Consider the following 25,834-nt stretch of genomic DNA (forward strand, 5'->3'; position numbering starts at 1 on the left):
GCCTCGATCTCGCCGCGGGACGGATCGAGCTCCGGCGCAGACCACGCCTCCTCGGCCCCTGCGAAATCCTCGCGCACCTCGAAAGCAGGCTCGGCGGCCTCGGCGGATGCCCCCTCGGCAGGACTGGTCTCGGCGCGTTCCAGAAGCGGATTCCGCTCCAGCTCGGTCTCCACATAGGCGGCGAGATCGAGCTGCGAGAGCTGGAGCAGCTTGATCGCCTGCAGAAGCTGTGGCGTCATCACCAGGGCTTGGCCCTGGCGCATCTCCAGCCGTTGCAGCAGACTCATGCGACGCCCTGCCTGTTCGAGAAGACAGCCCAGCCCCGGGCTCGCGCCGTGCCGGCACGATTCTTGCTTCTTGCTTTTGTTATGTCTAGCGGCTTCCGGCCCGCGCGTCAAAGCGCGCGATCGTGTTTTCCGCCACCACGCTGCGGGCCGGATCAGGCCCGGCATCTTTCCCAGCATCGCTTAAGAGAAGATTTGTGCGCAATCCGCCGAGCGCAGAGGCGCATCACATCCGGACGACCTGTCGCGAGGCCGGGCCGAGCCTCAGAGCCGAAAATCCTCGCCGAGATAGAGCCGGCGCGCGTCCGGATTCGCGACGATCTCCTCGGGCGTGCCTTCGGTAAGGATGCGGCCCGAATGCGCGATGTAGGCGCGGTCGATCAGACCTAGCGTCTCGCGGACATTGTGGTCTGTGATCAGCACGCCGAGGCCGCGCTGCTTCAAATGTTTCACCAAGTCCTGAATGTCGCCCACCGCGATCGGATCGATGCCCGCGAAGGGCTCGTCGAGCAGCATGAAGGTCGGCGAGGAGGCGAGCGCGCGCGCGATCTCGCAGCGGCGCCGCTCGCCGCCCGAGAGAGCGATCGAGGGCGACTTGCGCAGGCGCGCGATGTCGAACTCCTCCAGCAGGGATTCGAGCTTGCGCTCCCGCTCCTTGCGGTCGGGCTCGGCCACCTCCAGCACGGCCCGGATGTTGTCCTCGACCGAGAGGCCGCGGAAGATCGAGGCCTCCTGCGGGAGGTAGCCGATGCCGAGCCGCGCCCGCTGGTACATCGGAAGCTGGGTGATCGGCAGGCCGTCGAGGGTGATGTGGCCACGGTCGGCCGTGACCAGCCCAGTGATCATGTAGAAGATCGTGGTCTTGCCGGCGCCGTTGGGGCCGAGCAGCCCCACTGCCTCGCCGGTGCACACGGTCAGCCCGGCCTCGTGTACCACGGTGCGGGCGCCGTAGCTCTTGCGCAGGCCGCGCACGCTGAGGATGCCGGGGCCGCCCTCGACGGGCTCCGGCGCGGCCTCGGCGGCACGCGCGCGGCCGAACAGCCGCCCGAGCAGAGAGGGGCGCCGTGTCGGCGCGCGCGACGGGGCACTCGGCGTCGCGCTCGGTGGCGCACCCGATAGCGCGCTCGGCGGCGCCGCGCCGGGGTCGAACGACACGGCCTCGCTCAATTGGCCTGGGCCCGCGCCCTGGTTGCGTCCGGCTCACCCGCCTTCGCCGGCTTGGCAATGGCCGGCTGGGCACAGCCCTTGGAGCCGGCGCCTTTCGCCTCGGTCTTCTCGCCCGGCACGAACATGGCCGAGACGCGTCCACCCGCCACCGGGTCCATGTTCGCCCGGCCGGTGTTCATGTCGTAGACGAGGCGCGAGCCGCGGGTGACGTTCTGGCACTGGCTCAGCACGACGTTGCCGGTGAGCACGATGCGCTTGGCCGCCTGATCGAACACGGCGCTGTCGCCGGTGGCGACCTGATCCTTCTGCACCACCGTCACCGGCCCGGCGCACTCGACCTTCTGGATGCCGTTCTCGGGCGTGGCGCGCGCCTCGCCCTCGGCCGGCTTCTCGGCGCCCTTCTCCTTCCCGCGCTTGTAGTGCACGGTCATCGTCGAGCAGCGGATGGTGCTGTCGCCCTGCACCGCCACCACGTTGCCCGCGAAGATCGCCTTGTTCTCTCGGTCGAACACGTCGAGCCGGTCGGCGTCGATCTTGATCGGCTCCTTGCCGCTGCCGCCGAAGCCGCCGAGCGGGGAGGCGGCCTCCTTCTGGGCGAGCGCCGGGCCTGCCAGCAGGGTCGCGGCGAGGAGAAGGAGGGGAAGAGGTTTCATGGCCGGCCGTCCTGCGGCCCGGCCGCCGAGGTCATCATCCGCAGGGTGTCGCCGTCGACCGTCGGGCCCGGCGCGTCGGCGGGTCGCCGCTGCGCCGCCTTGGCCGCCTTGTCCTCACCGTGGAACACGGTGCGGACATTGCCGATGAACGAGATGACGCGGCCGTTCTCGACCACGTCGAGGCTGTCGGCTACGACCGAGCCGCTCGGCACCGTGACGGTGACCGCCTCCTTCGAGGAGACGCTCCCGGCCTTGAAGTTCACGGACGCCGATTTCAGGCGCGCCTCCTCGCCCTTGTCGGTCCAGATCCGGATGTCGCGCTCGAGGTCGAGCGATTCGCGGGCGGTGTCGAACAGGCCGGTCGCGGCCTCCAGGCGGGCGAGGCCGCCTTTGTCGTCGGTCGCGATATGGCCCCGCATGGTCTCGAGCTCGATCAGGCTGGGCTTGCGCATGTCCTGGAGCGCCGCCGCCGCCGTGACCTCGTAGCCGCGGTCGCCCTTGCGGAAGCCCGAGAGGCGCGGATTGTCCATCCGCACCTTGGACCCCGAGAGGGTGACAGGGCCGACGCTGACGTTCGGGACCACGGCGCCGAAGGGATTGAACACCAGGGCGGCCACGGCGATCACGGCGCCTGCCGCGACCACCGGGATCACCCGCCGGAGCGTGCGGACCTGGGCGCTGTGCCGGTGGGCGCGGGCATGCGCGCGCGCGCGCCGGGCGTTGCCGCCGGCCCCGTTCGTCCCGATCGCGTCGACCACCTGCATGGACCTGTCCGTGCGGCGCGCCCCGAGGACGCGAATGCGTGGAAGGGCTGCGCCCGTGAGCCCGCCGCCGGATGCGCCCGGGCGATGGCGAAGTTATGGCTCAAGCGTTTCCGAAACTTCAACCATAGCGCACGTTTGGCGGCCAGCGCGGCAGAGTGCCGAGGGCGCGCCCCGTACCGGGATGTGCGCCCCGGCACGCGGATCCGGCGGGCTCAGGCGTGTGCGAAGATGTCGGTCTCGGGCCAGCCGTCGAGGTCGAGCCGGGCGCGGGTCGGCAGGAAGGCGAAGCAGGACGCGGCGAGATCGCTGCGGCCCTCGCGGGCGAGCATCTGGTCGAGCCGGGCGCGGGCGGCATGGAGGTGCAGCACGTCGGAAGCCGCGTAGTCGAGCTGGGCCTGGCTCAGGGTCTCGGCACCCCAGTCGGAGGATTGCTGCTGCTTCGAGAGATCGACCCCCACGAGCTCGCGCACCACGTCCTTCAGCCCGTGCCGGTCGGTGTAGGTGCGGGCGAGCTTCGAGGCGATCTTGGTGCAGTAGACCGGCGCCGGCATCACGCCGAGGCGACGGTAGAGCACCGCGAGGTCGAAGCGGGCGAAGTGGAAGATCTTGAGCACCTGCGGGTCGGCCAGCACCCGCTTCAGGTTCACCGGATCCGGTCCGTCGAGCGGGATCTGCACGACGTCCGCCGTGCCGTCGCCGGTCGAGATCTGCACGACGCAGAGCCGGTCCCGGTGCGGGTTGAGGCCGAGCGTCTCGGTGTCGATGGCGATGGCCGTGCCCGGCGCATAGCCCTCGGGCAGGTCGCCCCGGTGGAGGCGGACGGTGGGGCTCGGCATCGGCTGCGGTCTTTTCGGCGAGGATCTTGAAATGCGGTGGTATTTCGCCGGTACCACCCCCCACCAAGGCGGACAAGGGCGCCGCTCGACCAGCGCCCCCGCCCGGCCGGAAGGACCCGTCAGATCGCCGCGGCCGGATCGGAATCGGTCTCGTCGTCGCGCGGGCGCTCGCGGCGGCGCTCCCGGCGCTCCAGAACGGCGCGGCCGAGCGCCCGCAGCGGGGCAGTCAGCCGGCGCACGTCCTCGGCCCGCTCCATGAAGCGCTCGCCGCTGCGGATCTCGCGGTCGAGCCGCGCCATGGTGCGGGCGAGGGCCGGGTCGTCGTCCTCCAGCCACGTCTCGGTCACGCGCGCGAAGGCGATGACCACGCCCTGCAGCTTCACCCGGCCGAGCGGCCCCTCGGTGTCGATGCCCGCCGCCGCCAGCATGTAGCGGTGGGAGTTCAGCATCACGCCGTTCAGCGCCAGCATGGTGAGCGGGTCGCCGCGCAGCGCGTAGGAGATCCGGCGCAGGGCCGGCTTGTAGGGGGTCATCGCGTCGAGGCGCCGCATCAGCACGTCGAACAGGCGCTCGCGCGTCGGCTCGTCGGCGAGGTCCGCTGTGTCCTCGGCCAGGACCTTGCGGTCGATGATGCGGGTGAGGCCGCCCAGCACAGCGCCCTTCGAGGGGTAGAGCTCGCGCAGCTCGGCCAGCGTCAGCCCCGCCTCCCGGGCGATGTCGCCGATCTCGATGTCGTTCCAGGGCTGCTCCGCGGCGAGCCGCATCAGCGCCTCGACGGCGGCCTCGCGCGGCGGCAGCTTCGGGGTCTCGGGGGCGGCCTCAGGCCCGCTCCGGGCGCCCGCCTTCTGGGCGGTCTTGCGGCCCTTGGATCCCGCCGTGCCGGGTCCCGTGGGGGCCGCGTTCGGGCCGTCGCCTGCGCTCTCGCTCATCGCGTGATCCGCTCCTCGTCTCGGTCGCTCTCTCCCGATCTAGGGGGCGGGAGCCCAATTTGCGAGCGGAGGGCGGCGCTTCAGCGCGCCGTCTCCGCCGCCACGGCCTTCAGGATGGGCGCGGCCGGCACGCTGTGCTCCCAGAAGCGGCCGGTGCGGCCCTTCTCGTAGCCGGCGTTGTAGAGCGCCCGCATGTAGCCCGTGTCGAAGCCGCGCGCCGTCGATGTGTTGGGTGCGGCCTCGTCGATGTAGGTGAGATTGAAGCCGATCCCGTTCGTCTTGGCGAAGGCGTAGGTCGCCGTCAGCGTGGCACGGCTGCGGGCACGGCTCGCCGTGGTGAAGGAGCGCTCGACGATCGCCAGAGTATTGTTGCGCGTGACATCGAATTCGGGCTCCAGCCGGCCGTTGATCACGACGTAGATGTCGGCCTTGCCGGCCTTGCGCAGCCGTCCCTCCTGCACCAGCAGCGACTGCGGCAGGGTGAAGACCGGGGTGACCACGGAGCCGTCCACGTGCAGCTCCTGGAAGGCGGACGGCCCCGCCTGCACGTCGATGAGCTGGGGCGGGAACACGGCCGGGATGCTGGCCGAGGCGGTGAGCACGTCGCGGAACAGATCGACGGCATTCGGGGCGCCGCTCGCCGCGATCGCGCCCATGTTCCAGATCACGGCGCGCTGCGAGTCGAGGTTGGCCGTCACCACCAGCAGGCGCCGGCCCTTGGCATGCTCCTCGGCCACCGCGCGGAGCAGATCCGCGTTGACGTAGCGGCCGATCAGGTTGCGCAGGCGCCCGTCGCCGAAGAGGCCGGAGCCAAACAGCACGTTGGTGATGTTGGGCGACTGGACCAGGGTCTCGGCGACGCCGCTGGTGTAGAACTCGGTGAGGTAGGCGTCATAGGCCGGTCCCAGGAAGGCGAAGGGCGCGATCAGCGCGCCGGTGCTCACGCCCGAGACCATGTTGAACTCGGGCCGCGTGCCCGAGGCGGTCCAGCCGTTGAGCACGCCCGCCCCGTAAGCGCCGTCGCCGCCACCGCCCGAGAGGGCGAGATAGCTGAAGCTCCGGCTCTTCGCCTTCGGCGCGGCCAGCGCCGCGAAGGTCTCGACCGCGGCGTCCGAGTAGATCCGGGCATCCGGAATGTTCGGCACGGTCGCGACCGCGGCCTGCGAGGCCGTGTAGGCGGTGCGCGGCAGCGAGGAGCAGGCGGCCACCTGCGCCGCGACCCCGAGGGCGAGGAGGCTGCGGAAAACTGTGAATCGGCGCGTCATGACCCTTGTCCCGGACCCGCTCTCGAACATGTCCCAGCCCTCAACGAAGCTTGAGCGTTCGGGTTCGACAGGTCAATCACGGTCTTCGGTGACCGAGGCATTCGGGGCACAGCTGTTGCGCCGCGACAGCGTTCGGCCTTGGATCGCCGACACGGTTTATTTCACGTGAAAACCGAGCACCCTCAGGCGCGGACCGCGAGCGCCTTCAGGTCGAACGCCGGGTCGGCCGCCTGCTCGGGGGTGAGCGAGGTGCCGGCAGCGAGAAGACGCCGGGCCACCATATGATCGCCGGCCCGGTTGACCGATTCCACCGCGCTGAGCCGGCCGTCGCGGAAGCGGAAGACCGAGAAGGCGGCCTCCGTGCCGCGCCGCACCCCCGCGTCGCCCGGCGCGCCGAGGCCGGCGATCTGGAGCTTGTGCGGGCCCTGGTCGCTCCAGAACCACGGCACCGCGGCGTAGGCGGCGGGCCGCCCCGTGAGGCGGGCGGCGAGGCAGCGACCCTGGTCGATCGCGTTCTGCACGGACTCGATCCGCACCGTGCCGTCCGCCGCGAGGCCCTGGGCGAAGCGGGTCGGGAAGCGGGCGCAGTCGCCGATGGCGGAGACCGCAGGATCGTCGGTTGCCAGGAAGGCGTCGACGCGGATGCCGTCTCCAACGCCGAGGCCGGCCTGCGCGGCGATCTCCTGGTTCGGCAGCACGCCGATGCCCACGAGCACGAGGTCGGCGGCCAGTGCCGTGCCGTCGGCGAGCACGACGCCCGAAACGCGGCCGTTCCGCCCCTCGACCGCCGCGAGGCCGGCCCCGAAGCGGAAGCGCACGCCCGAGGCCTCGTGGGCGTTCCGGAAGAAGGCGGCGGTCTCGGGCGAGACCGCGCGGGCCATCGGCCGCTCGGCCAGCTCGATGACCGTGACGGCCACGCCCCGCGCGGCGGCGACCGCGGCGAATTCGAGCCCGATGAAGCCCGCGCCGACCACGACGGCGGCGCGGCAGGCTTCGAGGGCGGTCTTGAGCGCGTCCGCGTCCGCGAGCCCGCGGAGCTGGTGCACGCCCGCGAGGTCCGCGCCCGGAACCGGAAGCGGCCGGTTGCGCGCGCCCGTGGCGATCACGAGGTGATCGTAGGGAATCGGGCCGCCCGCGGTCAGGAGCCGCCGCCCATCGCGGTCGATGGCCTCGGCGACGAGACCAGGCCGAAAGGCGATGCGGTGCGCGTCGAGATAGGCGGCGGGGCGCAACGCCAGCCCGTCCGCCTCGGTCTTGCCGGCCAGATACGCCTTAGACAGGGGCGGGCGCTGGTAGGGCAGGGCGGTCTCGTCCCCCACGAGGGTGAGAGTTCCGGCAAAGCCCGCCTCGCGCAAGGAGGCGGCCGCCTGGAACCCGGCCTGTCCCGCCCCCAGGACGACGATGCCGGCGACGTCCGCCTCGCTCACGGTGCGGCCCCGGCGGTCATCGCCCGCACGGCGTCGAGCCGTGGCAGGCAACGCGCGCCGTCGCGGGAGAGATAGTCCCAGAAGGCGGAGGCAGCCGGGCCCAGCACCTTGTCGGCGCGGCGCACCACGTACCAGTCGCGCCGGATCGGCAGGCCCTCGACGTCGAGGAGCACGATGCGCCCGCTCTCGACCTCCGCCGCCACGGTGTGGGCGGACAGCAGCGCGATGCCGAGGCCCGCCATCACCGCCTGCTTGATCGTCTCGTTCGAGCCGGTGTCGATGCCAAGCTTGGCCCGCCGGATGATGATGCCGCTGATGAATTCCTCGAACACGGTGCGGGTGCCCGAGCCGTCCTCGCGCACGAAGAAGGGCTGGTCGGCCAGTTCCTCGCGCGGGATGTTGCGGCGGCCGGCCAGCGGGTTGCTCGGCGCGGCGATCAGCACCAGCGGGTGCGGCCCGAGCTTCTCGGCCTCGATCGCGAAGTCGCGCGGCGGCCGGCCCATGATGGCGAAGTCGATCTCGTAGTTGCGCAGGGCCTCGACCGTCTCGCCGCGGTTGCCGACCGAGAGGTTGATCTCGACGCCCGGATGGGTCTCGACGAAGCCCGCGATCGCCCGCGGGGTGAAGTACTTGGCGGTCGAGACGACGCCCATCGCGACGCGCCCCCCGGCACCCCCCTTCAGGGTGCGCAGGCGGTCGGCGCAGGTCTCCAGGACCGTGTTGATGCTGTCGATCGCCCAGAGCATCTCGCGCCCGGCATCCGTCGGCTTCAGGCCGTTCGGCGTCCGGTCGAACAGGAGGAGGCCGGCCTCCTCCTCAAGCTGGCGGATGCGGGCGTAGAGCGCCGCCGAGGTGACGTTGAGTTCCTGGGCGGCGCGCGTCATCGTGCCGAGCTTGGCGACGGCGGCGACCGCCTGGAGCTGCTTCAAGGACAGGTTGCGCATAGACGCTTGTTCTAGTTTTTTTGTAGGCGGCCGCAAGATATTTTAGAATTCTTGAGCGGCCCCGTCCCCGGCCTCTGGCGATGGGGGGCGGGCGCGCGGTATCATCCGGGCGCGGCTGCGGGTAGAGGCTTTCGCCTCATGCCGGGTTTCTCCCGGCCGGGACGACAGACGATTCGAGGGCGAGAGCGATGGCGGACGGGTCTCTTGAGGTCGGAGCGCATCTCGACGCGTGCCTCGCGCGGGCGGTCTCGCACAACCCTGCGCTGCAGGACACGGCGGCGGTGGTCGCGGCCATCGCGGGCGCGGCCATCACGATCAGCGAGGTGATCGGGCGCGGCGCGCTCGGCGGAGACCTCGCGGCGGCGGGCTCGCAGAACAGCGACGGCGACGTGCAGAAGGCGCTCGATGTGATCGCCCACCAGCGCGTCACCGAAGCACTGCAGGCCGCGCCCGTGGCCGAGGTCGCCTCCGAGGAGGCCGACGACGTGATGCGCCTCAACCCCGGCGCACCGCTGGCCGTGGCGATCGACCCGCTGGACGGCTCGTCGAACATCGGCGTCAACATGGCGGTCGGCACCATCTTCGGCATCCGCCCCGCGGTGCAGGATGCGGGCAACCCGATCGCCTCGTTCACGACGCCCGGCACGGTGCAGCTCGCCGCCGGCTTCGTCACCTACGGCCCGGCCACCGCCCTGGTCCTGACGCTCGGCGAGGGCACGCAGGTCTACGTGCTGGACCGGGCCGAGCGCGCCTTCCGCCTGACGCACGCCGCCCTCGACGTGCCCGCCGCGGCGAAGGAGTACGCGATCAACGCCTCGAATGCCCGGCACTGGGAAGGGCCGATCAAGGCCTTCATCGAGGATTGCCTGCGCGGCGCCGAGGGCCCGCGCGACAAGGACTACAACATGCGCTGGCTGGGCTCGCTCGTGGCGGACGCGCAGCGCGTGCTGATGCGCGGCGGCGTGTTCCTGTACCCGGGCGACCAGCGCAAGGGCTACGCGCAGGGCCGCCTGCGCCTGCTCTACGAGGCCGCGCCCATCGCCATGCTGATGGAGCAGGCGGGTGCGGGCGCGACGGACGGCGAGCGCCGCATCCTCGACATCGAGGCCGCCGGCATCCACGAGCGCGTGCCGCTGGTCTTCGGCTCGACCGAGGAAGTCGCGTGCGTGGCCAAGTACTATGACGGGCGCAACCACGCCGCCGGGCGCTCGCCGCTCTTCGGCCAGCGCGGCCTGATGCGCAGCTAGGGGCGCCGCCCGGGCAAAGATGTCGGCACGCCATCCCATCATATCGGTGACCGGCTCCTCGGGGGCCGGCACCACCTCGGTCCGCAACACCTTCGAGCAGATCTTCCGGCGCGAGGATGTCAGCGCGGTCTATATCCAGGGCGATGGCTTCCACGCCTTCGACCGCGAGACCATGCGGGCGATGATGGCGCGCGAGCCGACGCTCAGCCACTTCGCGCCGCGCGCCAACCTGCTGCCGGAGCTGGAGGCGGTGTTCCGCAGCTACGGCGAATCCGGGCGCGGGCGCACCCGGCACTACGTGCACGATGCCGGCGACGCAGCCCGCTATGGCGTGCCCGAGGGCACCTTCTCGCCCTGGGAAGAGTTCCCGGCGGGCTCGGACCTGCTGTTCTACGAGGGGCTTCACGGCTGCGTGGTCGACGCGAACGTCGACATCGCCCGCTACGCCGACCTGAAGATCGGCGTCGTGCCGGTGATCAACCTCGAATGGATCCAGAAACTGCACCGGGACCGCTCGTTCCGCGGCTACTCGACCGAGGCCGTCACCGACGTGATCCTCAGGCGGATGCCCGACTACGTGCAGACGATCTGCCCGCAATTCTCGTGGACGGACATCAACTTCCAGCGGGTGCCGACGGTCGACACCTCGAACCCCTTCATCGCCCGCTGGATCCCGACCGCGGACGAATCGATGGTGGTGATCCGCTTCAAGGACCCGAAAGGCATCGACTTCTCGTACCTCGTCTCGATGATCCACGACAGCTTCATGAGCCGGGCGAACTCCATCGTGATCCCGGGCGGCAAGCTGGATCTGGCCATGCAGCTCATCCTGACGCCGATCATCATGCAACTCGTCGAGCGCCGCCGGCGGCTGGCCTGACGGCCGGAACCGGCTCTCCCGGCGCCGATTCCGCGCGGGTCGATGCCGGCGCCCCGGCCGAGCCCTATCTGACACCTCCCGAAAGGCCTTTTCCCATGACCACCCGCCCGCCCCTCATCGCGCCCTCGATCCTCTCGGCGGACTTCTCGAAGCTCGGCGAGGAGACGCGGGCGGTGGCCGAGGCCGGGGGCGACTGGATCCATCTCGACGTGATGGACGGACATTTCGTGCCCAACATCACCTTCGGGCCGCCGGTGGTGAAGGCGCTGCGTCGCCACACGGACAAGTTCTTCGACGTGCACTTGATGATCGCGCCGGCCGACCCCTATCTCGCCGCCTTCGCGGAGGCCGGGTCGGACGGCATCACGGTCCATGTCGAGGCGGGGCCGCACATCCACCGCTCGCTCCAGACCATCCGGGCACTCGGCAAGCGTGCCGGCGTGGCGCTCAACCCCGGCACGCCGGCCGCTGTGGTCGAGCCGCTCCTCGATGTGGTCGACCTCGTGCTGGTGATGACGGTCAACCCGGGCTTCGGCGGCCAGAGCTTCTTGCCCAGCGCGCTGGAGACCGTCTCGCGGGTCCGCACCCTGATCGCGGGCCGCGACATCCGGATCCAGGTCGACGGCGGCATTGACGCGCGGACCGTCGAGGCGGCGGCGCGGGCGGGCGCCGACGTGTTCGTGGCCGGCAATGCGGTGTTCAAGGACGGCCCCGCGTCCTACGCCGAGCGGATCGCCGCGATCCGTGCGGGCGCCGAGGCGGCCGCCGGCACCGGCCCGCTCGCATGCTGAGAGCGCTGATCTTCGACGTCGACGGCACGCTCGCCGAGACCGAGGACCTGCACCGGCAGGCCTTCAACCGCGCCTTCGCTGAACTCGGCCTGCCCTGGCTCTGGTCGCCCGCGACCTACCGCGACCTCCTCGCGGTGATGGGCGGCAAGGAGCGGCTCGCCCACTTCATCGACACCGAGCACCCGGGCGAGGCCGCCGCGCTCCACGCCCGCGCGCCCGAGATCCACGGCCTCAAGACCCGGCTCTACGGCGAGCTGGTGTCGGCGGGCGGCCTCGGGCTGCGGCCCGGCATCCGCCGGCTGATCGCGGAGGCGCGGGAGGCCGGCGTGCGGGTCGCGGTGGCCACCACGACGAGCCGGCCGAACGTCGACCGCCTGATCGCGGTCAATTTTCCCGGCGGCGAGCAGCCCTTCGGCGTGATCGCGGCGGGCGACGAGGCAGCGCGCAAGAAGCCGGCGCCGGACGTGTTCACCCTGGCGCTGGAGCGCCTGGGCGTCGCGCCCTCCGAGGCAGTAGCCTTCGAGGATTCGGCGGCCGGCATTCGCTCGGCGCTGGATGCCGGACTGCCGGTGCTGGCGACGCGCAGCCAGTACACGGAGGGGCACCCGCTCGACGGCGCCTTCTCGGCCCTGTCCGATCTCGGCGAACCGGGCCAGCCGCACCGCCACCTCGCCGGCGTGGCGTGGCCGGGGGGGGTGGTGACGCTGGCGGCTCTGCGGGACTGGCACGCGGGGCGGGACTGACCGGGCGCGCGGAGATCAGAGCCGCGGTTCGACCGTGACCCGGATGGTGCCCGGCGGCAGCGGCTCGGCCACCATCTTCACCGGCTTGCCGCGGCCGATCAGGATCGCGGCGCGGGACTGTTCGGGGTCGTCCTCGAAGCGGGTCCGCAGCCACGCCACCAGGAACTTCGCGTACTCGGCCGCGAGCAGCCGCGCGGTGCCCGCGCATTGCCACCAGCGCCCGGCATCGAAACCGTCCGCGACCACGGGATGCGGGATCACGTGGTCAGCCCCCTCCAGCACGTGGTCGAGTTCGATCAGCGTGCGCGGCATGTGATAGTTCGAGGTCACCACCGCGACCGTGCTGAACCGGTGCCGCCGCATCCAGCGGCGGGTCTCGATGGCGTTGCCGATCGTGTTGCGCGCCCGGTAGTCGAGATCGACGCAGCAGGCGATCAGGTCGCGCTGGCTCGGGTTGAGCCGGGCGATCTCGTCGCGGCTGGTGCGCTCGTTCACCCCGGTGATCAGCAGGCGCCGCCCGTAGCCGTTGGCGAGGAGATCGATCGCGTCGCCGATGCGCTGGGCGCCCCCGGTCAGGACCACGATCCCGTCGGCTCGGTCGGCCGGCACGCGCTCCATCCGGGCGAGCCCGTCGATGAAGCCGAGGAAGCCGAGGCCGAGCGCCGCGCCGCCGAGGCCCGACCCGGCCAGCAGCGCGAGGCCGAGGCGGCGCAGGCGGGTCTTCCGGCGCGGTGCCACGGCGACCGGCTCGGCCGTCCGCGCGGAGCGCGCCGTGTCCCAGCGCCAGCCGAAGGGCTCGCCCGCGTTCGGTTCGGAAGCGCACGGCATACGCGTGAACATTCTCCGGCAGGATAACCCCGATTGCGGCGATGCGGAGGCGCGTCCCCGGGGGAGGACAGGATGCCCCGGGGCCATTGCGCGCCCCAGTGGTTGACGAATGGTTAACGCGCGGGTTCCCGGCCTCATCCCGCGGGTATCCCGACGGTAAGTGGGCTCAGGCCAGGAAGCGCCGCACCGTCAGCCGCGAGACCACGCCCGTCACCAGCGAGGCGATGATGCCGATGGCGAGCACCGCCGCGTAGCCGCGCCAGCCGATGTGGAAGGCGCCGAACAGGGCCTCGATCTCCTCGCCGGCCGGACCCGAGCTCCAGGCGCGGGCCAGCAGCCCGGCGAGCCAGAAGGCCAGGACGGCGAGGCCCGCCCCGATCGCGCCGCCGCGTAGCCCGAGGCCGAAGAAGCGGCGCTGGAAGGCCCGGGCGATGTAGTCGTCGTCGGCGCCTACGAAGTGCAGCACCTCCACCACCTCGCGATTGCCGGCCATCGCGCCCCGGGTCGCGAAGGCGACCGCGAGGCCCGTCGCGACCAGCACCAGCGCGACGACGCCCACGCCCGCCCCCACGAAGGTGTTGGCCATGGTGGAGAGCCGCTGCAGCCAGAGCACGTGGTCGTCGAGGCTGGCGACGCCCGGCAGCGCCTCGCCGAGGCCGGCCCGCAGGTGCTTCAGGTCGGGCGCGGGCGTGCCGAGCGTCAGGGTGATGAGGCGCGGCACCGGCAGGTCGCCGAGATCGAGCCCGCTGCCGAGCCAGGGCTCCAGCAGGCGCTCGGCCTCCTGCTTCGAGAAGACCCGGGTCGCCGCGATGCCGGGCTCGGCCTTGGCGAGGCTCTCCGCGCGCGCGAGGTCGGCCTCGACGTCGCGGCCGGGACTCGGGCGGACCTGGATCGTCACCTCCTGGGCGACGCTTCCCTGCCACTGGTTTGCGCTTGCCGAAACCATCTCGGCCGCGCCCGCGCAGAGCGCCGCCAGGAAGGTCAGGATGGCGATGACGGCGGCCAGCGAGCGGCTCGCCGCCGTGTCGGTCGGCACCAGGGGGGCATTGCGCCGGAGCGTCGCTGGCAGCGCCTCGGCCGCGCCCGGAGCGGGGCGGACGGGCGTCCGCTCCGGGGAACGGCGCTCCGCGTCCGCCGTAGCAGGCTGGCCGGAGGGTTTGCCGGGAGTGTTGCGGTCCACGCTCATTCCTCGATCCGCAGCCGCCCGTCGCCCAGCACCATGCGGCGCGCCGATACGGTGTCCATGATGCCGTAATCGTGGGTCGCGATGATCACCGAGGTGCCGAGCTTGTTCAACTCAAGGAACAGGCGCAGCAGCCGCCGCCCGAGGCCCGGGTCGACGTTGCCGGTCGGCTCGTCGGCGAGGAGGAGGTCCGGCCGGCCGATCAGGGCGCGGGCGATGGCCGCGCGCTGCTTCTCGCCGCCCGACAGCAGCGGGGGCAGGGCGTGCATGCGCTCGCCGAGGCCCACCCAGCGCAGCAGCTCGACGACCTCCGCCCGGTAACTCGTCTCGGCCCGGCCCTGGACGCGCAGGGGCAGCGCCACGTTCTCGTAGGTGGTGAGGTGGTCGAGAAGCCGGAAATCCTGGAACACCACGCCCATGCGACGGCGCAGGCCCGTGAGCGCGCCGCTGGAGATGCCGCTGACCTCCTCGCCGAAGACCGAGACCAGCCCGCGCGTCGGCCGGACCGAGAGCAGGATCAGCCGCAGCAACGTGGTCTTGCCCGCACCCGAGGGCCCTGTCAGGAACTGGAAGGAATGCGGCGCGATCTTGAAGCTCACGTCGGAGAGCACCTCCGGCCCCAGGCCGTAGCGCATGCCGACATTCTCGAACTGGACCACCGGCGCCTCGGCGCCGGAGAGCAGGCTTGCCGTCTTCAAAGCTGCGCAACCTCGCGGGACGCCGGTTTCGGGAGTTCCGGCCCGGGATGGAATCCCGAGGCGGCGTTTTCAAGTCCGCTCCGCTTCACCGGAGCTTAACCGCGTTCGCTGACACTGGGTTAAGCGTTTCGTGCCGCGCTCTGGCACGCCGCCCAAGTGCCCGCGTGAGTTCCGGCCGATGCTGATCACCTGTCCCACCTGCGCCAGCAGCTACCGGGTCGAGACCGGCCGGGTCGGCATGGAGGGGCGCTCGGTCCGCTGCGCCGCCTGCCGCGAAACCTGGTTCATCAGCCCGGCCGAAGTGCTGGCCGCGCATGCCGAGGAACTCGCCGAGGCCGAGGCCGCCGAGCCCTCGGCCGCCGACTGGCAGGAGGCCTCGGCCGCGGTGCGGGAGGCGGTCGGTGCAGATGTCGTCGAGAACGTACCGCCCGAGCCGCCGAAGACGCGGCGCCGATCGAGCAGGCCGCGCAAGGCAGGGCGGCGCGGGCTGCCGCGCCTGTCTCCCGCGCTCGCTGCCGGATTGGTACTCGCCGCCGTGCTGCCGCTCGCCTGCCTCGCCCGCACGGCCGTGGTGCAGGCGCTGCCGCAGAGCGCCGCGCTCTACGCCGGCATCGGCCTGCCCGTGAACCTGCGCGGGCTGGAGATCCGCGATGTGGTGGCGTTCCGCACCCCGGCCCAGGATGGACGCGCGGCCGAACTGGTGCTGGAGGGCGACCTCGTCGGGCTCGCCCGCGAGACGGCGCCGGTACCGCCGCTCACAGTCGCGGTTCTCGATGCCGCGGGCCGTGTCGTGCGCAGCTTCGCCGTCGCGCCGCCCCGCGCCGCCCTCGGGCAGGGCGAGCGCGCCCGCTTCCATGCGAGCCTCACCGACCCGCCCGCGGATGGCCACGGGCTGCAGATCCGGTTCGCCGCCGAGCCGTCCGTGCCGAAACCGGCATCCGCGACGGGAAAATCCGTCCGGCCCTAATGCGCCGCGGTGCTTTTGCCGGGCACACCCGTGGAAGCGTCCGCGAAAAGATGGTCTAACGGGGGCATGACCGAAGCCTCTCGACGCGTCCGCGTCCTGTTCGACGAAACTGCCATCGCCCGGCGCAACGCGGAGATCGCTGAGGCGATCGTGGCTGCCAAGCCCGAGAACCTGCTGGTTGTTGCGGTGCTCAAGGGCAGCTTCATGTTCGCCGCCGACCTGCTGCGCGCGCTGCACCATGTCGGGCTCGCTCCGCATGTCGAGTTCGTCCATCTGTCGAGCTATCGCACCGGCACGGTCTCGTCGGGGCAGGTCGAGATCCTACGCGACGTGCAGAGCGAGGTGCGGGGCCGCGACGTGCTCCTCGTGGACGATATCCTGGAATCGGGCCGCACCCTCGTCTTCGCCAAGGACCTGCTGATGGCCCGCGGCGCCCGCCGGGTGATGACCGCAGTGCTCCTGGAGAAGCCCGGCAAGCGGGCCGTGACGATTGACGCGGATTTCGTCGGCTTCACCTGCCCGGACGTGTTCGTGGTGGGCTACGGCATGGATGCGGCCCACGCCTTCCGCCAACTGCCCTTCGTCGGACTGGTGGATTTCGACAACACCGATCCCGACCTGTTCGACGGCGAATGAACGTGGGTGCGTCTGGAGGGAACCGCTGCACAAGCGCGGTATTTTCAGCTACGGACCGGATCTTGCAGGATTCCCTTCCGCGATGGCCCGCCAGGGCGCATCCTGAAGGGCCCGCGGTGCATCCCCGTTGACTTCGAGCCAGCGCCGATCGGGCGTGCCTCGCGACAGGACGACAGCGAACTGACATGGCGCGCATCCTGCTCGTGGATGACGAAGAGACGGTCCGGGGCTTCCTGAAGCGGGGCCTGGAGATCGACGGCCACGCCGTCGTCACGGCGATCGACGGCAGCGACGGACTCGACCGACTGAACGAGGCCGACGGCGCCTTCGACCTCATGCTCACCGACATCCGCATGCCGCTGATGGACGGCATCGCCCTGGCTCTCGCGGCCAAGCGCGACTTCCCCGACCTGACCATCCTGCTGATGACGGGTTTCGCCGACCAGCGCGAACGCGCCCGCGGCCTCGACGCCATCGTCACGGACGTGCTGACGAAACCTTTCTCGCTGGCGGACCTGCGTGCCACCGTGAACCGGGCGCTCTCCGCCTGAGGACGCCCGGAAGCGGGCCCGTGCCTTCAGGCTCGCTTAAGCACCCTGGTTAGGCTCTGTTTCACGGTGAGTGACCTAGAGTAGCGGCGGCGGAGAAAATCCGCAGACCGGCAGCAACTCGCACGACCATGACGTCCCAGGCGCACCACGAGTTCGGCCGTCGTCCGCATCCGCAGGACGAGGATTGGTACGACGATGGGTATGACGAGCGGCCGCGCCGCGGTGTTTTCTCGCGCCTGTTCGGCCTCCTGAAGCTCGTCGTCTTCCTGACCCCACTCGGGATCTTCCTCTACGGCTACTTCGTCGCCGATTGCCACTCGGGCGGCGGCACCGGGCTCGGCCAGATCGTGCAGGCAGGCGTCTGCGCACGCGGCCAGATCGTCGACAGCGCCTCCTCTCTGGGCGACGGCCTCAGGCTGATCCGCCGCGTCATCGATTGAACCACAGCATCCGCATCCGGGAAGATCCGACATGCAGACACCATCGTCCGAGGTTCCAGCCGGGCGGACCAACCGCTTCGAGGACCGGCTCGCGCGCAGCGGCGGCCCGAACGCCCGGCGGCGTCGCGGTGCACTGCGGCCAGACGAGGCTGGACGGCGCGGGCTCGGCTGGAAGGCTTGGCTCGTGATCGACGCGGTGGGCCTCGCCCTGTTCCTAGCGGTGATCGTGCTCTGGCCGCCGCTCAGCGCCTGCCGCGAGAAGGCGCGCGAATACGGTCTCTACACGGGCGACACGATCGAGAAATGCACCCGCCGCGGCCTCGCCGAGCGCTTCGAGCGGGCGGACCAGCGCGTCAAGATGCTGATCCGCGGCTCGGGCGGCTGAGGCCCGAGCCGCAGAGGAGCTTTGCCTCAGACCAGGCTTCGCCTCAGAACAGTCCGTCGATCTGCCCGTTCGCGTCGAGGCGGATCGTGTCGGCCGCCGGGACCTTGGGCAGGCCCGGCATGGTCATGATCTCCCCGCAGATCACCACCACGAAGCCGGCACCGGCCGAGAGCCGCACGTCGCGGACCCCGACGATGTGGCCGTCCGGCGCGCCGATCAGCGTCGGGTCGGTCGAGAACGAGTACTGGGTCTTGGCCATGCAGACCGGCAGGTTGCCGTAGCCCTCCTTCTCGAAGGCGGCGAGCTTCTGGGCGGCCTTCGACTCGATCTGGATGTCGGCCGCGCCGTAGAGCTTGGTCGCGATCGCCTTGATCTTGTCGGTGAGCTTGGACTCGGTCTCGTACGTGTAGGTGATCGGCCGGGCCCCGCCCTCCGAGAGGCGCACCACCGCGCGGGCCAGATCCTCGGCTCCGGCACCGCCATCCGCCCAGTGCTTGCAGGTGATGGCCTCGACGCCGAGCCGCTCGCTGCAGAGCTCCTTGAGCCGGGCGTGCTCCGCGTCGGTGTCGGCGTAGAAGTGGTTGACCGCCACCACCACCGGCAGGCCGAAATTGCGCACGTTGGTGACGTGCCGGGCGAGGTTGGCGAAGCCCCGCTCCAGGGCCTCGATGTTCTCAGCCCCGAGATCCTTCTTGTTGACGCCGCCGTGCATCTTGAGGGCGCGGACCGTCGCCACGATCACCACCGCGGACGGGCTGATCCCGGCCTGCCGGCACTTGATGTCGAGGAACTTCTCCGCCCCGAGATCGGCGCCGAAGCCCGCTTCCGTCACCGTGTAGTCGGCGAGCCGGAGACCCGCCCGGGTGGCGATCACCGAGTTGCAGCCGTGGGCGATGTTGGCGAAGGGGCCGCCGTGGATGAGGGCGGGGTTGCCCTCCAGCGTTTGCACGAGGTTCGGCTGCAGCGCGTCCTTCAAGAGCACGGTCATGGCGCCCGTGGCCTTGACGTCCTTCAGCGTGACGAGCTTGCGGTCGCGGGTCTCGGCGATGACGATACGGCCGAGCCGCTCCTCGAGATCTTCGAGGTTCTTAGCGAGGCAGAACACCGCCATCACTTCGGAGGCCACCGTGATGTCGAACCCGTCCTCGCGCGGGAAGCCGTTGGCCACGCCCCCGAGCGACTGAGTGATCTGGCGCAGCGCCCGGTCGTTCATATCGACGACGCGGCGCCAGAAGATGCGGCGCACGTCGATGTTGAGCTCGTTGGCCCAGTAGACGTGGTTGTCGATCAGCGCGGCCGCGAGGCTGTGGGCCGAGGTGATGGCGTGGAAGTCGCCGGTGAAGTGCAGGTTGATCTGCTCCATCGGCACGACCTGCGCCTTGCCGCCGCCGGCCGCGCCCCCCTTCATACCGAAGCAGGGGCCGAGCGAGGGCTCGCGCAGGCAGATCATGGTCTTCTGGCCGATGCGGTTCAGCGCGTCGCCGAGGCCCACTGTCGTGGTGGTCTTGCCCTCGCCCGCGGGCGTCGGCGAGATCGCCGTGACGAGCACGAGCTTGCCCTCGGGCCGCCCCTCCAGGCCGGCGATGAAGCCGTGGTCGAGCTTGGCGATGTGCTTCCCGTAATTATGCAGGGCCTCGTCCGGGATGCCGAGCGTCTCGGCCACCTCCGCGATCGGCTTCAGGGTGGCGGCGCGCGCAATCTCGATGTCTGACGGCATGGTTTCCTCACCCTGAGTGGCGCGGGCGCGCCGCAAGGCGTTCGTCGCGTCCCGCACGAGATCCCCGCCGGCTTTTGCCGTGCGGGCGCGGCGCGACCAAGCCCGAGCCGGGCCCGATCGGCGCGCTATCCCGGTAGTTTAGCGGCAAGCCAAGGTGAAAAGCCCGTCGAAATTTTTCGACTGGCCCACAAAATATCTTTCGTGATCATGCCTGCCGTGAAGAAGCCTTTGTCGGCTCCCGTCCCTCAGCCCGTCATCGCGGTCGCGGTATAGCCGGCCTTGCCCAGGGCCTCTGCGATGGCGAGGCTCTGGGCGCTCGTCCGGATCGCGACGCGCTCGCCCGCCCGGTCGACCTCGACCGCGGCCTCCGGGTCGAGCCGGCGGACCGTGCGCCGCACCGCCTCGGCGCAGCCGTCGCAGGTCATGCCCTCGACGCGCATCAGCAAGTCGGTCCTCTCGTCCATGCGGCTCTCGTCCATGCGGCGGCTCCTGGCATCGAGTTGCGGCGTGCATCCCCGTCAGGCCTGCATCTCGGAGTCCCGGCCCGCTCTGGCAAGGGCGGGCGATCGCATAAGGGCAGCGCCTGCTCCCCCGCCGCCGTCCCGGGGCCGCGAAGCGGAGCCCAGGATCCAAGAACACCGAGAATGCCGACCCTGACGATGCGGCGGTCATGGATTCCGGGCTCGCTCGGCGAGCGTCCCGGAATGACGGTGGAGAGAGCCGGATCGCTCAGGCGCGGCCGACGCTGCCCGAGAGCATGGCCGGGTCGATGCCGATGCCGCGCAGCGCCCGCTCGTACTTGGCGTCGAGGTCGGTGTTGAAGATCAGCGCCGGGTCGGCCGGGCAGTTCAGCCAGCCGTTGGCCATGATCTCGCTCTCGAGCTGGCCCGCCTGCCAGCCGGCGTAGCCGAGCGCCAGCACGGCGCTCGCCGGGCCCGCGCCGCTCGCGATGGCGCGCAGGATCTCGACCGTCGCGGTCAGGCAGATGCCCTCGTCGATGATCAGCGTGGACTGGTCGATGTGGAAGTCGTCGGTGTGCAGCACGAAGCCGCGCCGCCCCTCGACGGGCCCGCCCATCAGCACCGGCATGTGGCCGACGCGCTCGCGCAGGCGGATGGCGTCCGCCTCCTGCGCCACGTCGAGCTGCAGCAGGAGGTCGGGCATCGAGAGGTCGGTGACCGGCTTGTTGACGATGATGCCCATCGCCCCGTCCGCCGAGTGGGCGCAGACGTAGATAACCGAGCGGGCGAAGCGCTCGTCCGTCATCCCCGGCATCGCCACCAGGAACTGGCCGTCGAGATAGGAAGGGGCGCCGGACGGGGGCATCTGCATGGCACCATGCTACGCCCTGCCCGACCTTTGTCCAGCAGACAAAACGCGCGCCGGGTCGGCGTCGGCGAAGGCGCCTCGACAGCCGCGCCCCCTGGCCCTAGTTCAACGGCGAACCGCGCAAGCGTGGCAGTTTCGAGACGACGGAGACGGCGATGATTCAGGTCGGCGATCACCTGCCCCAGGCGACGTTCCGCGTGAACGGCCCGGACGGCCCCCTGGCCAAGACCACGGACGACGTGTTCAAGGGCCGCCGCGTCGTGCTGGTCGGCGTGCCGGGTGCCTTCACCCCGAGCTGCCACCGCAATCACCTGCCGGGCTTCGTCACGCATCGGGACGAGATCCTGGGCCGTGGCGTGGACGCGATCGCCGTCACCTCCGTCAACGACGTCTTCGTGCTCGACGCCTGGGCCAAGGCCAGCGGCGCTGAGGGCATCGAGTTCCTGGCGGACGGCAACGCGGATTTCGCGCGTGCGATCGGCCTGGAGATGGACGGTACCGGCTTCGGCCTCGGCATCCGCTCGAAGCGCTACGCCGCGCTGATCGAGGATGGCGTGGTGCGGGTGCTCAACGTCGAGGAATCCCCCTCGAAGGCGGAGGCCTCCGGCGCCGAGGCTCTCCTCAAGGTGATCTGAGGCGTGAGCCCCGGGGCGCTGCGCCGCCCCGACCCGCCCTCGAATGGCCACGTTCGGGTTGCGACGTCCGGTTGAACCGCAACCGAACGGGATCCGAACGCGTGTCCTTCCTACACGATCTGCCGATCGCGGATCTGATCGCGAGCTACGGCTATATCGCGATCTTCGCGATCATCACCCTGGAGAGCGCGGGCGTGCCGATGCCCGGCGAGACGGCCCTGATCTCCTCGGCGGTCTACGCGGGCAGCACCGGTCAGCTCAATATCGGCCTGATCGTCCTGGCGGCTGCCTCGGCCGCCATCCTCGGCGACAATCTTGGCTACTGGGCGGGGCGCCGCTGGGGCATGCCCCTGCTGCTGCGCTACGGCCACCTCATCGCCCTCGACCACGGCCGGCTCAAGCTCGGCCAGTACCTGTTCCGCGAGCATGGGGGCAAGATCGTGTTCTTCGGCCGCTTCACCGCGATGCTGAGGGCCTACGCGGCGGTGCTCGCGGGCGTGAACCAGCTCGATGCCCGGCGCTTCATGCTGTTCAACGGGCTCGGCGGCGTGATCTGGGCGGGCGTGATGGGAATCGGCTCGTATCTGTGCGGCCGCTCGATCGAGAAGGTCGCCGGGCCCGTCGGCCTCGCGCTGCTCGCCGTGGTGATCTTCGGCGGCCTCGCGCTCTGGCTGTTCGTGCGCCGCCACGAAACCCGCCTCCGGGCGCAGGCTGAGGCCGCGATCCCGGGACCGCTGGCCTGAAGGGAGCCCCGCGCTAGCGCCGCTTACGGAACGGCGCCATCGCGGCGACCGCCAGCGCGTCGACCCGGTTGTTGAGCGGGTCGCTGGCGTGGCCTTTCACCCAGTGCCAGACCACCGCGTGGCGCTGGCGCGCCGCGTCGATGCGGCGCCAGAGATCCTCGTTCTTCACGGGCTTGCGGTCGGCGGTGAGCCAGCCGCGCGCCTTCCAGCCGTGGATCCACGCGGTCACGCCCTGGCGCAGGTACTGCGAGTCGGTGAAGAGATCGACCCGGCAGGGCCGCTTCAGGGCCTCGAGAGCCTCGATCGCCGCGAGAAGCTCCATGCGGTTGTTGGTGGTGTGGGCCTCCCCGCCCGAGATCTCCCGCTCCTGATCGCCGTAGAGCAGGATCGCACCCCAGCCGCCGGGGCCGGGATTTCCCGAGCAGGCACCGTCCGTGTAGATGCGCACGCTGGCGGGCGCGCCGGCTTCGGCCGGGCCGCTCATCTCAGGCGCGTCCGTAGTCGCGGGCGTCGCTGGCCTGCCGGTGGAAGGCGAGGCGGCGGTCGTACTCGCGCGGGTCCTTCGGCTGCACCAGGGCCCCCGGCGGCACGTTGAGCCAGTCGACCAGCCGGGTCAGCATGAAGCGCAGAGCCGCCCCGCGGGCGAGGATCGGCAGGGCCGCGACCTCGGCGGCCTCCAGCGGCCGCACCGCCTCGTAGCCGGCGATCAGGGCGGCGGCCATGTCCTTGCGGAACGTCCGGCCCGCATCCTCGAAGCACCACGCGTTGAGGCAGATCGCGAGGTCGTACGCGAAGGCGTCCGTGCAGGCGAAGTAGAAGTCGATCAGGCCCGACAGCGCGTCGCCGATGAAGAACACGTTGTCGGTGAAGAGGTCGGCGTGGATCACCCCGCCCGGCAGCCCGGTCGGCCAGGCAGATTCCAGCAGCGCGAGGTCGGTGCGGGTGCGCGCGGAGAGGCCCGGCGAGACCCCGTCGGCCTGACCCTCGGCCTGCGCGAAGAGCGGCCCCCAGGCGCCGACCGAGAGGCTGTTGGCGCGCGTCATGCCGAAGTCGCGCCCCGCCGCGTGCAACTCGGCCAGGGCCTTGCCCAGGGCCGCGCAATGGTCGACCCCCGGCGCCTTGACCGAGACGCCCTCCAGGAAGGTCACGATCACCGCCCGCCGGCCGCAGAGGCGCCCCAGGGCCTCGCCCGCGCGGTTGCGCACCGGCTGCGGGCAGGCGAGCCCCCGGCGCGCGAGGTGCTCCATCAGGTTGAGGAAGAAGGGCAGGTCCCCCTCGTTCACCCGCTTCTCGTAGAGAGTGAGGATGAAGTTGCCGCGCGTCGTGTGCAGGAAGAAGTTGGTGTTCTCGACGCCCTCGGCGATGCCCTTGTAGGAGAGCAGGGTGCCGATCTCGTAGGCGGCCAGGAAGGCGCTCAGCTCCGCGTCGGGTACCTCGGTGTAGACGGCCACGCGCTGCGCTCGTTCGGTTGGGATGCGTCCATACGGAAGAAGGGCGCCGGTCGGGCGCCCCTCGAAAGACCGTGCCCTGCGGGCGTGTGGGCCGCGCCGCCTACTCGGCGGCGGCGGCCTCGCTGCGCAGCTCGCGCGGCAGCGGGAACACCATGTCCTCGACCACCGTGGAGACGGTGTCGACGGTGACGTCGTAGCGGGCCGCGAAGGCGTCGATGATCTCCTCGACCAGCACCTCGGGCGCCGAGGCGCCGGCGGTGAGGCCGAGCTTCTTCACGCCCTCGAAGGCCGGCCAGTCGATCTCCTCGGCGCGCAGCATCAGGCGGGTGATCGGGCAGCCGACGCGCTCGGCGACCTCGCGCAGGCGCTGCGAGTTCGAGGAGTTGGAGGAGCCCACCACGATCAGCGCGTCGACCAGCGGCGCGATCTGCTTCACCGCCTCCTGGCGGTTGGTGGTGGCGTAGCAGATGTCGTCCTTGTGCGGGCCCGTGATGTTCGGGAACTTCTGCTTCAGGGCGTCCACGATGTGGCGGGTGTCGTCCACCGAGAGCGTGGTCTGGGTCACCCAAGCGAGGTTGTTGGGGTCCTCGGGGGTCAGCGCCGCGATCTGATCGAGATCCTCGACCAGCGTGATCGAGCCCTTGGGCAGCTGGCCCATGGTGCCGACGACCTCGGGATGGCCCGAATGGCCGACGAGCAGCACGTGGCGCCCGCGCTTGTGGTGGATCTCGGCCTCGCGGTGTACCTTGGTCACCAGGGGGCAGGTGGCGTCGATCGTGGTGAGCCCGCGCTCGACGGCGTTGGCCGGCACGGTCTTGGCGACGCCGTGGGCGGAGAAGATCACGGGCGCGCCGCTGTCGGGCACCTCGTCGAGCTCGCGCACGAAGACGGCGCCCTTCCGCTTCAGGCTCTCGACCACGTATTTGTTGTGGACGATCTCGTGCCGGACGTAGACGGGCGGTCCGTAGATCGCGAGAGCGCGCTCGACGACGTCGATGGCGCGCACCACGCCGGCGCAGAAGCCGCGCGGTGCCGCGAGCAGGATCTCCAGCGGGGGCTTGGTACCGGCCGCAGCGGCGTCGGGATTCGTGATGTCGGCGCTCATGGCCCGGATGTGGCGAGGGCAGGCCCGTTCTGTCAACAGGCCGGGCCGTCGAAACCGCTTCCGCGCGGGCGGCGCAGGACACGATTGCGCGGGCCGCGTGGTCCTGCGGCGACAGACCGGCCGGCTCGCGAACCCGCCTCCTTAATGCATCCGCAAGGTGATGGCGTCTAGCGTGTGCACGCGGCCATCCCGGCCGGCAGACGGGCTTCCATGGTGCCGACCGGAGCAGAGCGGACCGGAGCGAGAGAGCGGGGCGGCGCGGAGCCGGGCCGGGTTCATGCCGTCTCGGCCTTCGCGTGCGACAGGCGCGGCAGCACGGCCATGGAATACGCGATGATCGGCGCGCTGATCTTCGCGGTCGCCGCCGGAACGATCAAGCTCTACGGCTCGAAGATGAACGACGTCTACGCCCGCATCGGGACGACCGCCGCCCAGGTCGATTGACGGCGCGCCCTGGCGCGGATGTCTTCTCAGGCCTCCCCGGGCTTCGGCGGGCTTCGCCCCGCCGGCTTCGCGGCGGACGCCTCCGCCGGCGGCCGGGCGGTTCCGCGTCCGGCCTCGTTCCAGAAGGCATCGAACAGGCCCTGCATCGCCCGCACGTTCTGCTGCTGCACCTCGGCTCCCGTCTGAAGCAGCTGCTGCAGGAGGTCCTGTCCGACGGTCTGCGCGCCAGGCCCGGCGGGAGCCTTGGCGCCGACGCCCCTGGCGCCCGGCGGCCGCGTCTCGGTCCGGGCCCCACGGCCCGTGGGGCGGGCCGGCTGCGCGGCCTGCGTCTCGGCAGGCGGCAGGAAGGCCTTCATCATCTCGATCCAGGCCTGGTTGATCGGGAATCCCCCGGTGGGTTGCGGCGGCTGCGCCGGCTCGCTCGCGGCGGATGCGTTCGCGGGCGGGTTCAGGAGCATGTGGACGATGCTCGCCACCACGGCGCCCGCCATCATCGGCAGCATCTGGCGCAGCACCTGCGCGCCGACGCCGCTCGCCATCGAGGCCTGCTGGAGCACCGCCTGCGTCAGCATCGGTTGGCCGAACAGGTTGGCGAAGCCGGTCGGGTCGTTCGGCCCCATGCGCTGCAGCCCGATCGCGAAGGCCGGCAGGAGGGCTTCGAGGGCGCGGCGGGTCTGCTCGGGGCTGAGGCCGAACTGCTGGGCCACCCCCTGCATCCCGGCTGCGCCGGGGCCCTGCAGCATGTCGAGCGGGTTGAACATGGCCTGAGGCCTCACTGATACCGACGCCGAG

The 25,834-nt window shown here is 71.0% G+C and carries 30 protein-coding genes and 1 pseudogene; 12 read left to right on the plus strand and 19 right to left on the minus strand.

Annotated elements, in window-relative coordinates:
- The 9 genes and pseudogenes from MFF54_RS16090 to MFF54_RS16130 form a co-directional block, all read right to left on the minus strand.
- Window positions 1-287 (minus strand): annotated as a pseudogene (locus MFF54_RS16090) (RNA polymerase factor sigma-54); the annotation flags it as partial.
- A gap of 261 nt (window positions 288-548) precedes the next feature.
- The gene (gene lptB / locus MFF54_RS16095) at window positions 549-1,337 is read right to left on the minus strand and encodes an LPS export ABC transporter ATP-binding protein (RefSeq protein WP_306423969.1); all 789 of its coding nucleotides are present in this window, start codon (window positions 1,335-1,337) and stop codon (window positions 549-551) included.
- A gap of 110 nt (window positions 1,338-1,447) precedes the next feature.
- Window positions 1,448-2,104: an LptA/OstA family protein gene (locus MFF54_RS16100; protein ID WP_238303852.1), complete on the minus strand. Its 657-nt coding sequence runs from the start codon at window positions 2,102-2,104 to the stop codon at window positions 1,448-1,450.
- Window positions 2,101-2,868, minus strand: a complete 768-nt coding sequence (gene lptC, locus MFF54_RS16105) for an LPS export ABC transporter periplasmic protein LptC (RefSeq protein WP_238303853.1) — start codon at window positions 2,866-2,868, stop codon at window positions 2,101-2,103. The genes MFF54_RS16100 and lptC overlap by 4 nt, the downstream gene beginning before the upstream one ends.
- Window positions 2,869-3,080: 212 nt before the next feature.
- Complete coding sequence (locus tag MFF54_RS16110; RefSeq protein WP_238303854.1) at window positions 3,081-3,704, minus strand: ribonuclease D; 624 nt, start codon at window positions 3,702-3,704, stop codon at window positions 3,081-3,083.
- A gap of 119 nt (window positions 3,705-3,823) precedes the next feature.
- The gene (locus MFF54_RS16115) at window positions 3,824-4,633 is read right to left on the minus strand and encodes a TetR/AcrR family transcriptional regulator (protein WP_238303855.1); all 810 of its coding nucleotides are present in this window, start codon (window positions 4,631-4,633) and stop codon (window positions 3,824-3,826) included.
- An 80-nt stretch (window positions 4,634-4,713) separates the two neighbouring features.
- Window positions 4,714-5,898 carry a patatin-like phospholipase family protein gene (locus tag MFF54_RS16120; RefSeq protein ID WP_238303856.1) on the minus strand — a complete coding sequence of 395 codons (1,185 nt, stop codon included), beginning with the start codon at window positions 5,896-5,898 and terminating at the stop codon, window positions 4,714-4,716.
- A gap of 182 nt (window positions 5,899-6,080) precedes the next feature.
- Window positions 6,081-7,325 (minus strand): NAD(P)/FAD-dependent oxidoreductase, encoded by a 1,245-nt coding sequence (locus MFF54_RS16125; RefSeq protein ID WP_238303857.1) that lies wholly within the window; start codon window positions 7,323-7,325, stop codon window positions 6,081-6,083.
- The gene (locus tag MFF54_RS16130; protein ID WP_238303858.1) at window positions 7,322-8,269 is read right to left on the minus strand and encodes a LysR family transcriptional regulator; all 948 of its coding nucleotides are present in this window, start codon (window positions 8,267-8,269) and stop codon (window positions 7,322-7,324) included. Before MFF54_RS16130 ends, MFF54_RS16125 begins: the two co-directional genes overlap by 4 nt.
- A gap of 188 nt (window positions 8,270-8,457) precedes the next feature.
- Here MFF54_RS16130 and MFF54_RS16135 point away from each other — a divergent pair, with 188 nt between their 5' ends.
- The 4 genes from MFF54_RS16135 (at window position 8,458) to MFF54_RS16150 (ending at window position 11,930) form a co-directional block, all read left to right on the plus strand.
- Window positions 8,458-9,516, plus strand: a complete 1,059-nt coding sequence (locus tag MFF54_RS16135; RefSeq protein WP_238303859.1) for a class 1 fructose-bisphosphatase — start codon at window positions 8,458-8,460, stop codon at window positions 9,514-9,516.
- Window positions 9,517-9,535: 19 nt separating this feature from the next.
- Window positions 9,536-10,396 (plus strand): phosphoribulokinase, encoded by an 861-nt coding sequence (locus tag MFF54_RS16140; RefSeq protein ID WP_238303860.1) that lies wholly within the window; start codon window positions 9,536-9,538, stop codon window positions 10,394-10,396.
- Window positions 10,397-10,491: 95 nt separating this feature from the next.
- Window positions 10,492-11,187, plus strand: a complete 696-nt coding sequence (rpe, locus tag MFF54_RS16145; protein WP_238303861.1) for a ribulose-phosphate 3-epimerase — start codon at window positions 10,492-10,494, stop codon at window positions 11,185-11,187.
- Entirely contained in the window at window positions 11,181-11,930 is a 750-nt protein-coding gene (locus tag MFF54_RS16150; protein ID WP_238303862.1) for an HAD-IA family hydrolase, read from the plus strand. Before rpe ends, MFF54_RS16150 begins: the two co-directional genes overlap by 7 nt.
- 15 nt (window positions 11,931-11,945) lie before the next feature.
- Here the strand turns inward: MFF54_RS16150 and MFF54_RS16155 are convergent, their stop codons facing one another.
- The 3 genes from MFF54_RS16155 to ftsE form a co-directional block, all read right to left on the minus strand.
- Window positions 11,946-12,758 carry a YdcF family protein gene (locus tag MFF54_RS16155; protein WP_238303863.1) on the minus strand — a complete coding sequence of 271 codons (813 nt, stop codon included), beginning with the start codon at window positions 12,756-12,758 and terminating at the stop codon, window positions 11,946-11,948.
- A 166-nt stretch (window positions 12,759-12,924) separates the two neighbouring features.
- Window positions 12,925-13,944 carry a cell division protein FtsX gene (locus tag MFF54_RS16160; RefSeq protein WP_238303864.1) on the minus strand — a complete coding sequence of 340 codons (1,020 nt, stop codon included), beginning with the start codon at window positions 13,942-13,944 and terminating at the stop codon, window positions 12,925-12,927.
- Window positions 13,941-14,639 carry a cell division ATP-binding protein FtsE gene (ftsE, locus tag MFF54_RS16165; RefSeq protein ID WP_238303865.1) on the minus strand — a complete coding sequence of 233 codons (699 nt, stop codon included), beginning with the start codon at window positions 14,637-14,639 and terminating at the stop codon, window positions 13,941-13,943. The genes MFF54_RS16160 and ftsE overlap by 4 nt, the downstream gene beginning before the upstream one ends.
- Window positions 14,640-14,817: 178 nt before the next feature.
- Here ftsE and MFF54_RS16170 point away from each other — a divergent pair, with 178 nt between their 5' ends.
- From MFF54_RS16170 to MFF54_RS16190, 5 genes are all read left to right on the plus strand, one after another.
- Window positions 14,818-15,606: an MJ0042-type zinc finger domain-containing protein gene (locus tag MFF54_RS16170; protein WP_238303866.1), complete on the plus strand. Its 789-nt coding sequence runs from the start codon at window positions 14,818-14,820 to the stop codon at window positions 15,604-15,606.
- Between the two features lie 66 nt (window positions 15,607-15,672).
- Window positions 15,673-16,242 (plus strand): hypoxanthine phosphoribosyltransferase, encoded by a 570-nt coding sequence (hpt, locus tag MFF54_RS16175; protein WP_238303867.1) that lies wholly within the window; start codon window positions 15,673-15,675, stop codon window positions 16,240-16,242.
- A 185-nt stretch (window positions 16,243-16,427) separates the two neighbouring features.
- Window positions 16,428-16,793 carry a response regulator gene (locus MFF54_RS16180; RefSeq protein ID WP_238303868.1) on the plus strand — a complete coding sequence of 122 codons (366 nt, stop codon included), beginning with the start codon at window positions 16,428-16,430 and terminating at the stop codon, window positions 16,791-16,793.
- A 128-nt stretch (window positions 16,794-16,921) separates the two neighbouring features.
- Window positions 16,922-17,233: a hypothetical protein gene (locus MFF54_RS16185; protein ID WP_238303869.1), complete on the plus strand. Its 312-nt coding sequence runs from the start codon at window positions 16,922-16,924 to the stop codon at window positions 17,231-17,233.
- 31 nt (window positions 17,234-17,264) lie between these two features.
- The gene (locus MFF54_RS16190) at window positions 17,265-17,618 is read left to right on the plus strand and encodes a hypothetical protein (RefSeq protein ID WP_238303870.1); all 354 of its coding nucleotides are present in this window, start codon (window positions 17,265-17,267) and stop codon (window positions 17,616-17,618) included.
- Between the two features lie 43 nt (window positions 17,619-17,661).
- Here the strand turns inward: MFF54_RS16190 and MFF54_RS16195 are convergent, their stop codons facing one another.
- The 3 genes from MFF54_RS16195 to MFF54_RS16205 form a co-directional block, all read right to left on the minus strand.
- A complete protein-coding gene (locus MFF54_RS16195) occupies window positions 17,662-19,335 on the minus strand; it encodes a formate--tetrahydrofolate ligase (protein ID WP_238303871.1) in 1,674 nt (557 codons plus the stop codon).
- A gap of 245 nt (window positions 19,336-19,580) precedes the next feature.
- A complete protein-coding gene (locus tag MFF54_RS16200; protein ID WP_370880168.1) occupies window positions 19,581-19,799 on the minus strand; it encodes a heavy-metal-associated domain-containing protein in 219 nt (72 codons plus the stop codon).
- A gap of 265 nt (window positions 19,800-20,064) precedes the next feature.
- Window positions 20,065-20,667, minus strand: coding sequence for a YqgE/AlgH family protein (locus MFF54_RS16205; protein ID WP_238303873.1), 603 nt, complete (start codon window positions 20,665-20,667; stop codon window positions 20,065-20,067).
- 152 nt (window positions 20,668-20,819) lie between these two features.
- Between MFF54_RS16205 and MFF54_RS16210 the strand changes: the two genes are divergently transcribed.
- Window positions 20,820-21,299, plus strand: coding sequence for a peroxiredoxin (locus tag MFF54_RS16210; protein WP_238303874.1), 480 nt, complete (start codon window positions 20,820-20,822; stop codon window positions 21,297-21,299).
- 101 nt (window positions 21,300-21,400) lie between these two features.
- On the plus strand, window positions 21,401-22,042 hold the full coding sequence (locus tag MFF54_RS16215; RefSeq protein WP_238303875.1) for a DedA family protein: 642 nt from the start codon (window positions 21,401-21,403) through the stop codon (window positions 22,040-22,042).
- A 13-nt stretch (window positions 22,043-22,055) separates the two neighbouring features.
- Here the strand turns inward: MFF54_RS16215 and rnhA are convergent, their stop codons facing one another.
- From rnhA to ispH, 3 genes are all read right to left on the minus strand, one after another.
- Window positions 22,056-22,526, minus strand: a complete 471-nt coding sequence (gene rnhA / locus MFF54_RS16220; protein WP_238303876.1) for a ribonuclease HI — start codon at window positions 22,524-22,526, stop codon at window positions 22,056-22,058.
- 1 nt (window position 22,527) lies between these two features.
- Window positions 22,528-23,493 carry a homoserine kinase gene (locus tag MFF54_RS16225; RefSeq protein ID WP_238303877.1) on the minus strand — a complete coding sequence of 322 codons (966 nt, stop codon included), beginning with the start codon at window positions 23,491-23,493 and terminating at the stop codon, window positions 22,528-22,530.
- Window positions 23,494-23,593: 100 nt separating this feature from the next.
- The gene (gene ispH, locus MFF54_RS16230) at window positions 23,594-24,598 is read right to left on the minus strand and encodes a 4-hydroxy-3-methylbut-2-enyl diphosphate reductase (RefSeq protein WP_238303878.1); all 1,005 of its coding nucleotides are present in this window, start codon (window positions 24,596-24,598) and stop codon (window positions 23,594-23,596) included.
- Window positions 24,599-24,919: 321 nt separating this feature from the next.
- On the opposite strand from ispH, the gene MFF54_RS27665 reads away from it, so the two are divergent.
- On the plus strand, window positions 24,920-25,042 hold the full coding sequence (locus tag MFF54_RS27665; protein WP_283206285.1) for a hypothetical protein: 123 nt from the start codon (window positions 24,920-24,922) through the stop codon (window positions 25,040-25,042).
- Window positions 25,043-25,068: 26 nt separating this feature from the next.
- On the opposite strand, the gene MFF54_RS16235 is transcribed toward MFF54_RS27665, so the two are convergent.
- Complete coding sequence (locus tag MFF54_RS16235) at window positions 25,069-25,803, minus strand: DUF937 domain-containing protein (protein ID WP_238303879.1); 735 nt, start codon at window positions 25,801-25,803, stop codon at window positions 25,069-25,071.
- Between the last annotated feature and the right edge of the window lie 31 nt (window positions 25,804-25,834).

Source organism: Methylobacterium gregans (assembly GCF_022179245.1).
GTDB classification, from domain to species: domain Bacteria; phylum Pseudomonadota; class Alphaproteobacteria; order Rhizobiales; family Beijerinckiaceae; genus Methylobacterium; species Methylobacterium gregans.

Excerpts from the sequence above, each read along its gene's own strand:
- MFF54_RS16235 (WP_238303879.1), bottom strand. The coding sequence starts at position 25,803 with ATGTTCAACCCGCTCGACATGCTGCAGGGCCCCGGCGCAGCCGGGATG.
- MFF54_RS16135 (WP_238303859.1), top strand. The coding sequence starts at position 8,458 with ATGGCGGACGGGTCTCTTGAGGTCGGAGCGCATCTCGACGCGTGCCTC.
- MFF54_RS16110 (WP_238303854.1), bottom strand. The coding sequence starts at position 3,704 with ATGCCGAGCCCCACCGTCCGCCTCCACCGGGGCGACCTGCCCGAGGGC.
- MFF54_RS16170 (WP_238303866.1), top strand. The coding sequence starts at position 14,818 with ATGCTGATCACCTGTCCCACCTGCGCCAGCAGCTACCGGGTCGAGACC.
- MFF54_RS16115 (WP_238303855.1), bottom strand. The coding sequence starts at position 4,633 with ATGAGCGAGAGCGCAGGCGACGGCCCGAACGCGGCCCCCACGGGACCC.
- MFF54_RS16180 (WP_238303868.1), top strand. The coding sequence starts at position 16,428 with ATGGCGCGCATCCTGCTCGTGGATGACGAAGAGACGGTCCGGGGCTTC.
- MFF54_RS16200 (WP_370880168.1), bottom strand. The coding sequence starts at position 19,799 with ATGGACGAGAGGACCGACTTGCTGATGCGCGTCGAGGGCATGACCTGC.
- MFF54_RS16150 (WP_238303862.1), top strand. The coding sequence starts at position 11,181 with ATGCTGAGAGCGCTGATCTTCGACGTCGACGGCACGCTCGCCGAGACC.
- MFF54_RS16140 (WP_238303860.1), top strand. The coding sequence starts at position 9,536 with ATGTCGGCACGCCATCCCATCATATCGGTGACCGGCTCCTCGGGGGCC.
- MFF54_RS16120 (WP_238303856.1), bottom strand. The coding sequence starts at position 5,898 with ATGACGCGCCGATTCACAGTTTTCCGCAGCCTCCTCGCCCTCGGGGTC.
- MFF54_RS16155 (WP_238303863.1), bottom strand. The coding sequence starts at position 12,758 with ATGCCGTGCGCTTCCGAACCGAACGCGGGCGAGCCCTTCGGCTGGCGC.
- rpe (WP_238303861.1), top strand. The coding sequence starts at position 10,492 with ATGACCACCCGCCCGCCCCTCATCGCGCCCTCGATCCTCTCGGCGGAC.
- MFF54_RS27665 (WP_283206285.1), top strand. The coding sequence starts at position 24,920 with ATGGAATACGCGATGATCGGCGCGCTGATCTTCGCGGTCGCCGCCGGA.
- hpt (WP_238303867.1), top strand. The coding sequence starts at position 15,673 with ATGACCGAAGCCTCTCGACGCGTCCGCGTCCTGTTCGACGAAACTGCC.
- MFF54_RS16195 (WP_238303871.1), bottom strand. The coding sequence starts at position 19,335 with ATGCCGTCAGACATCGAGATTGCGCGCGCCGCCACCCTGAAGCCGATC.
- MFF54_RS16190 (WP_238303870.1), top strand. The coding sequence starts at position 17,265 with ATGCAGACACCATCGTCCGAGGTTCCAGCCGGGCGGACCAACCGCTTC.
- MFF54_RS16160 (WP_238303864.1), bottom strand. The coding sequence starts at position 13,944 with ATGAGCGTGGACCGCAACACTCCCGGCAAACCCTCCGGCCAGCCTGCT.
- rnhA (WP_238303876.1), bottom strand. The coding sequence starts at position 22,526 with ATGAGCGGCCCGGCCGAAGCCGGCGCGCCCGCCAGCGTGCGCATCTAC.
- MFF54_RS16205 (WP_238303873.1), bottom strand. The coding sequence starts at position 20,667 with ATGCAGATGCCCCCGTCCGGCGCCCCTTCCTATCTCGACGGCCAGTTC.
- lptC (WP_238303853.1), bottom strand. The coding sequence starts at position 2,868 with ATGCAGGTGGTCGACGCGATCGGGACGAACGGGGCCGGCGGCAACGCC.
- ispH (WP_238303878.1), bottom strand. The coding sequence starts at position 24,598 with ATGAGCGCCGACATCACGAATCCCGACGCCGCTGCGGCCGGTACCAAG.
- MFF54_RS16100 (WP_238303852.1), bottom strand. The coding sequence starts at position 2,104 with ATGAAACCTCTTCCCCTCCTTCTCCTCGCCGCGACCCTGCTGGCAGGC.
- MFF54_RS16130 (WP_238303858.1), bottom strand. The coding sequence starts at position 8,269 with ATGCGCAACCTGTCCTTGAAGCAGCTCCAGGCGGTCGCCGCCGTCGCC.
- MFF54_RS16210 (WP_238303874.1), top strand. The coding sequence starts at position 20,820 with ATGATTCAGGTCGGCGATCACCTGCCCCAGGCGACGTTCCGCGTGAAC.
- MFF54_RS16185 (WP_238303869.1), top strand. The coding sequence starts at position 16,922 with ATGACGTCCCAGGCGCACCACGAGTTCGGCCGTCGTCCGCATCCGCAG.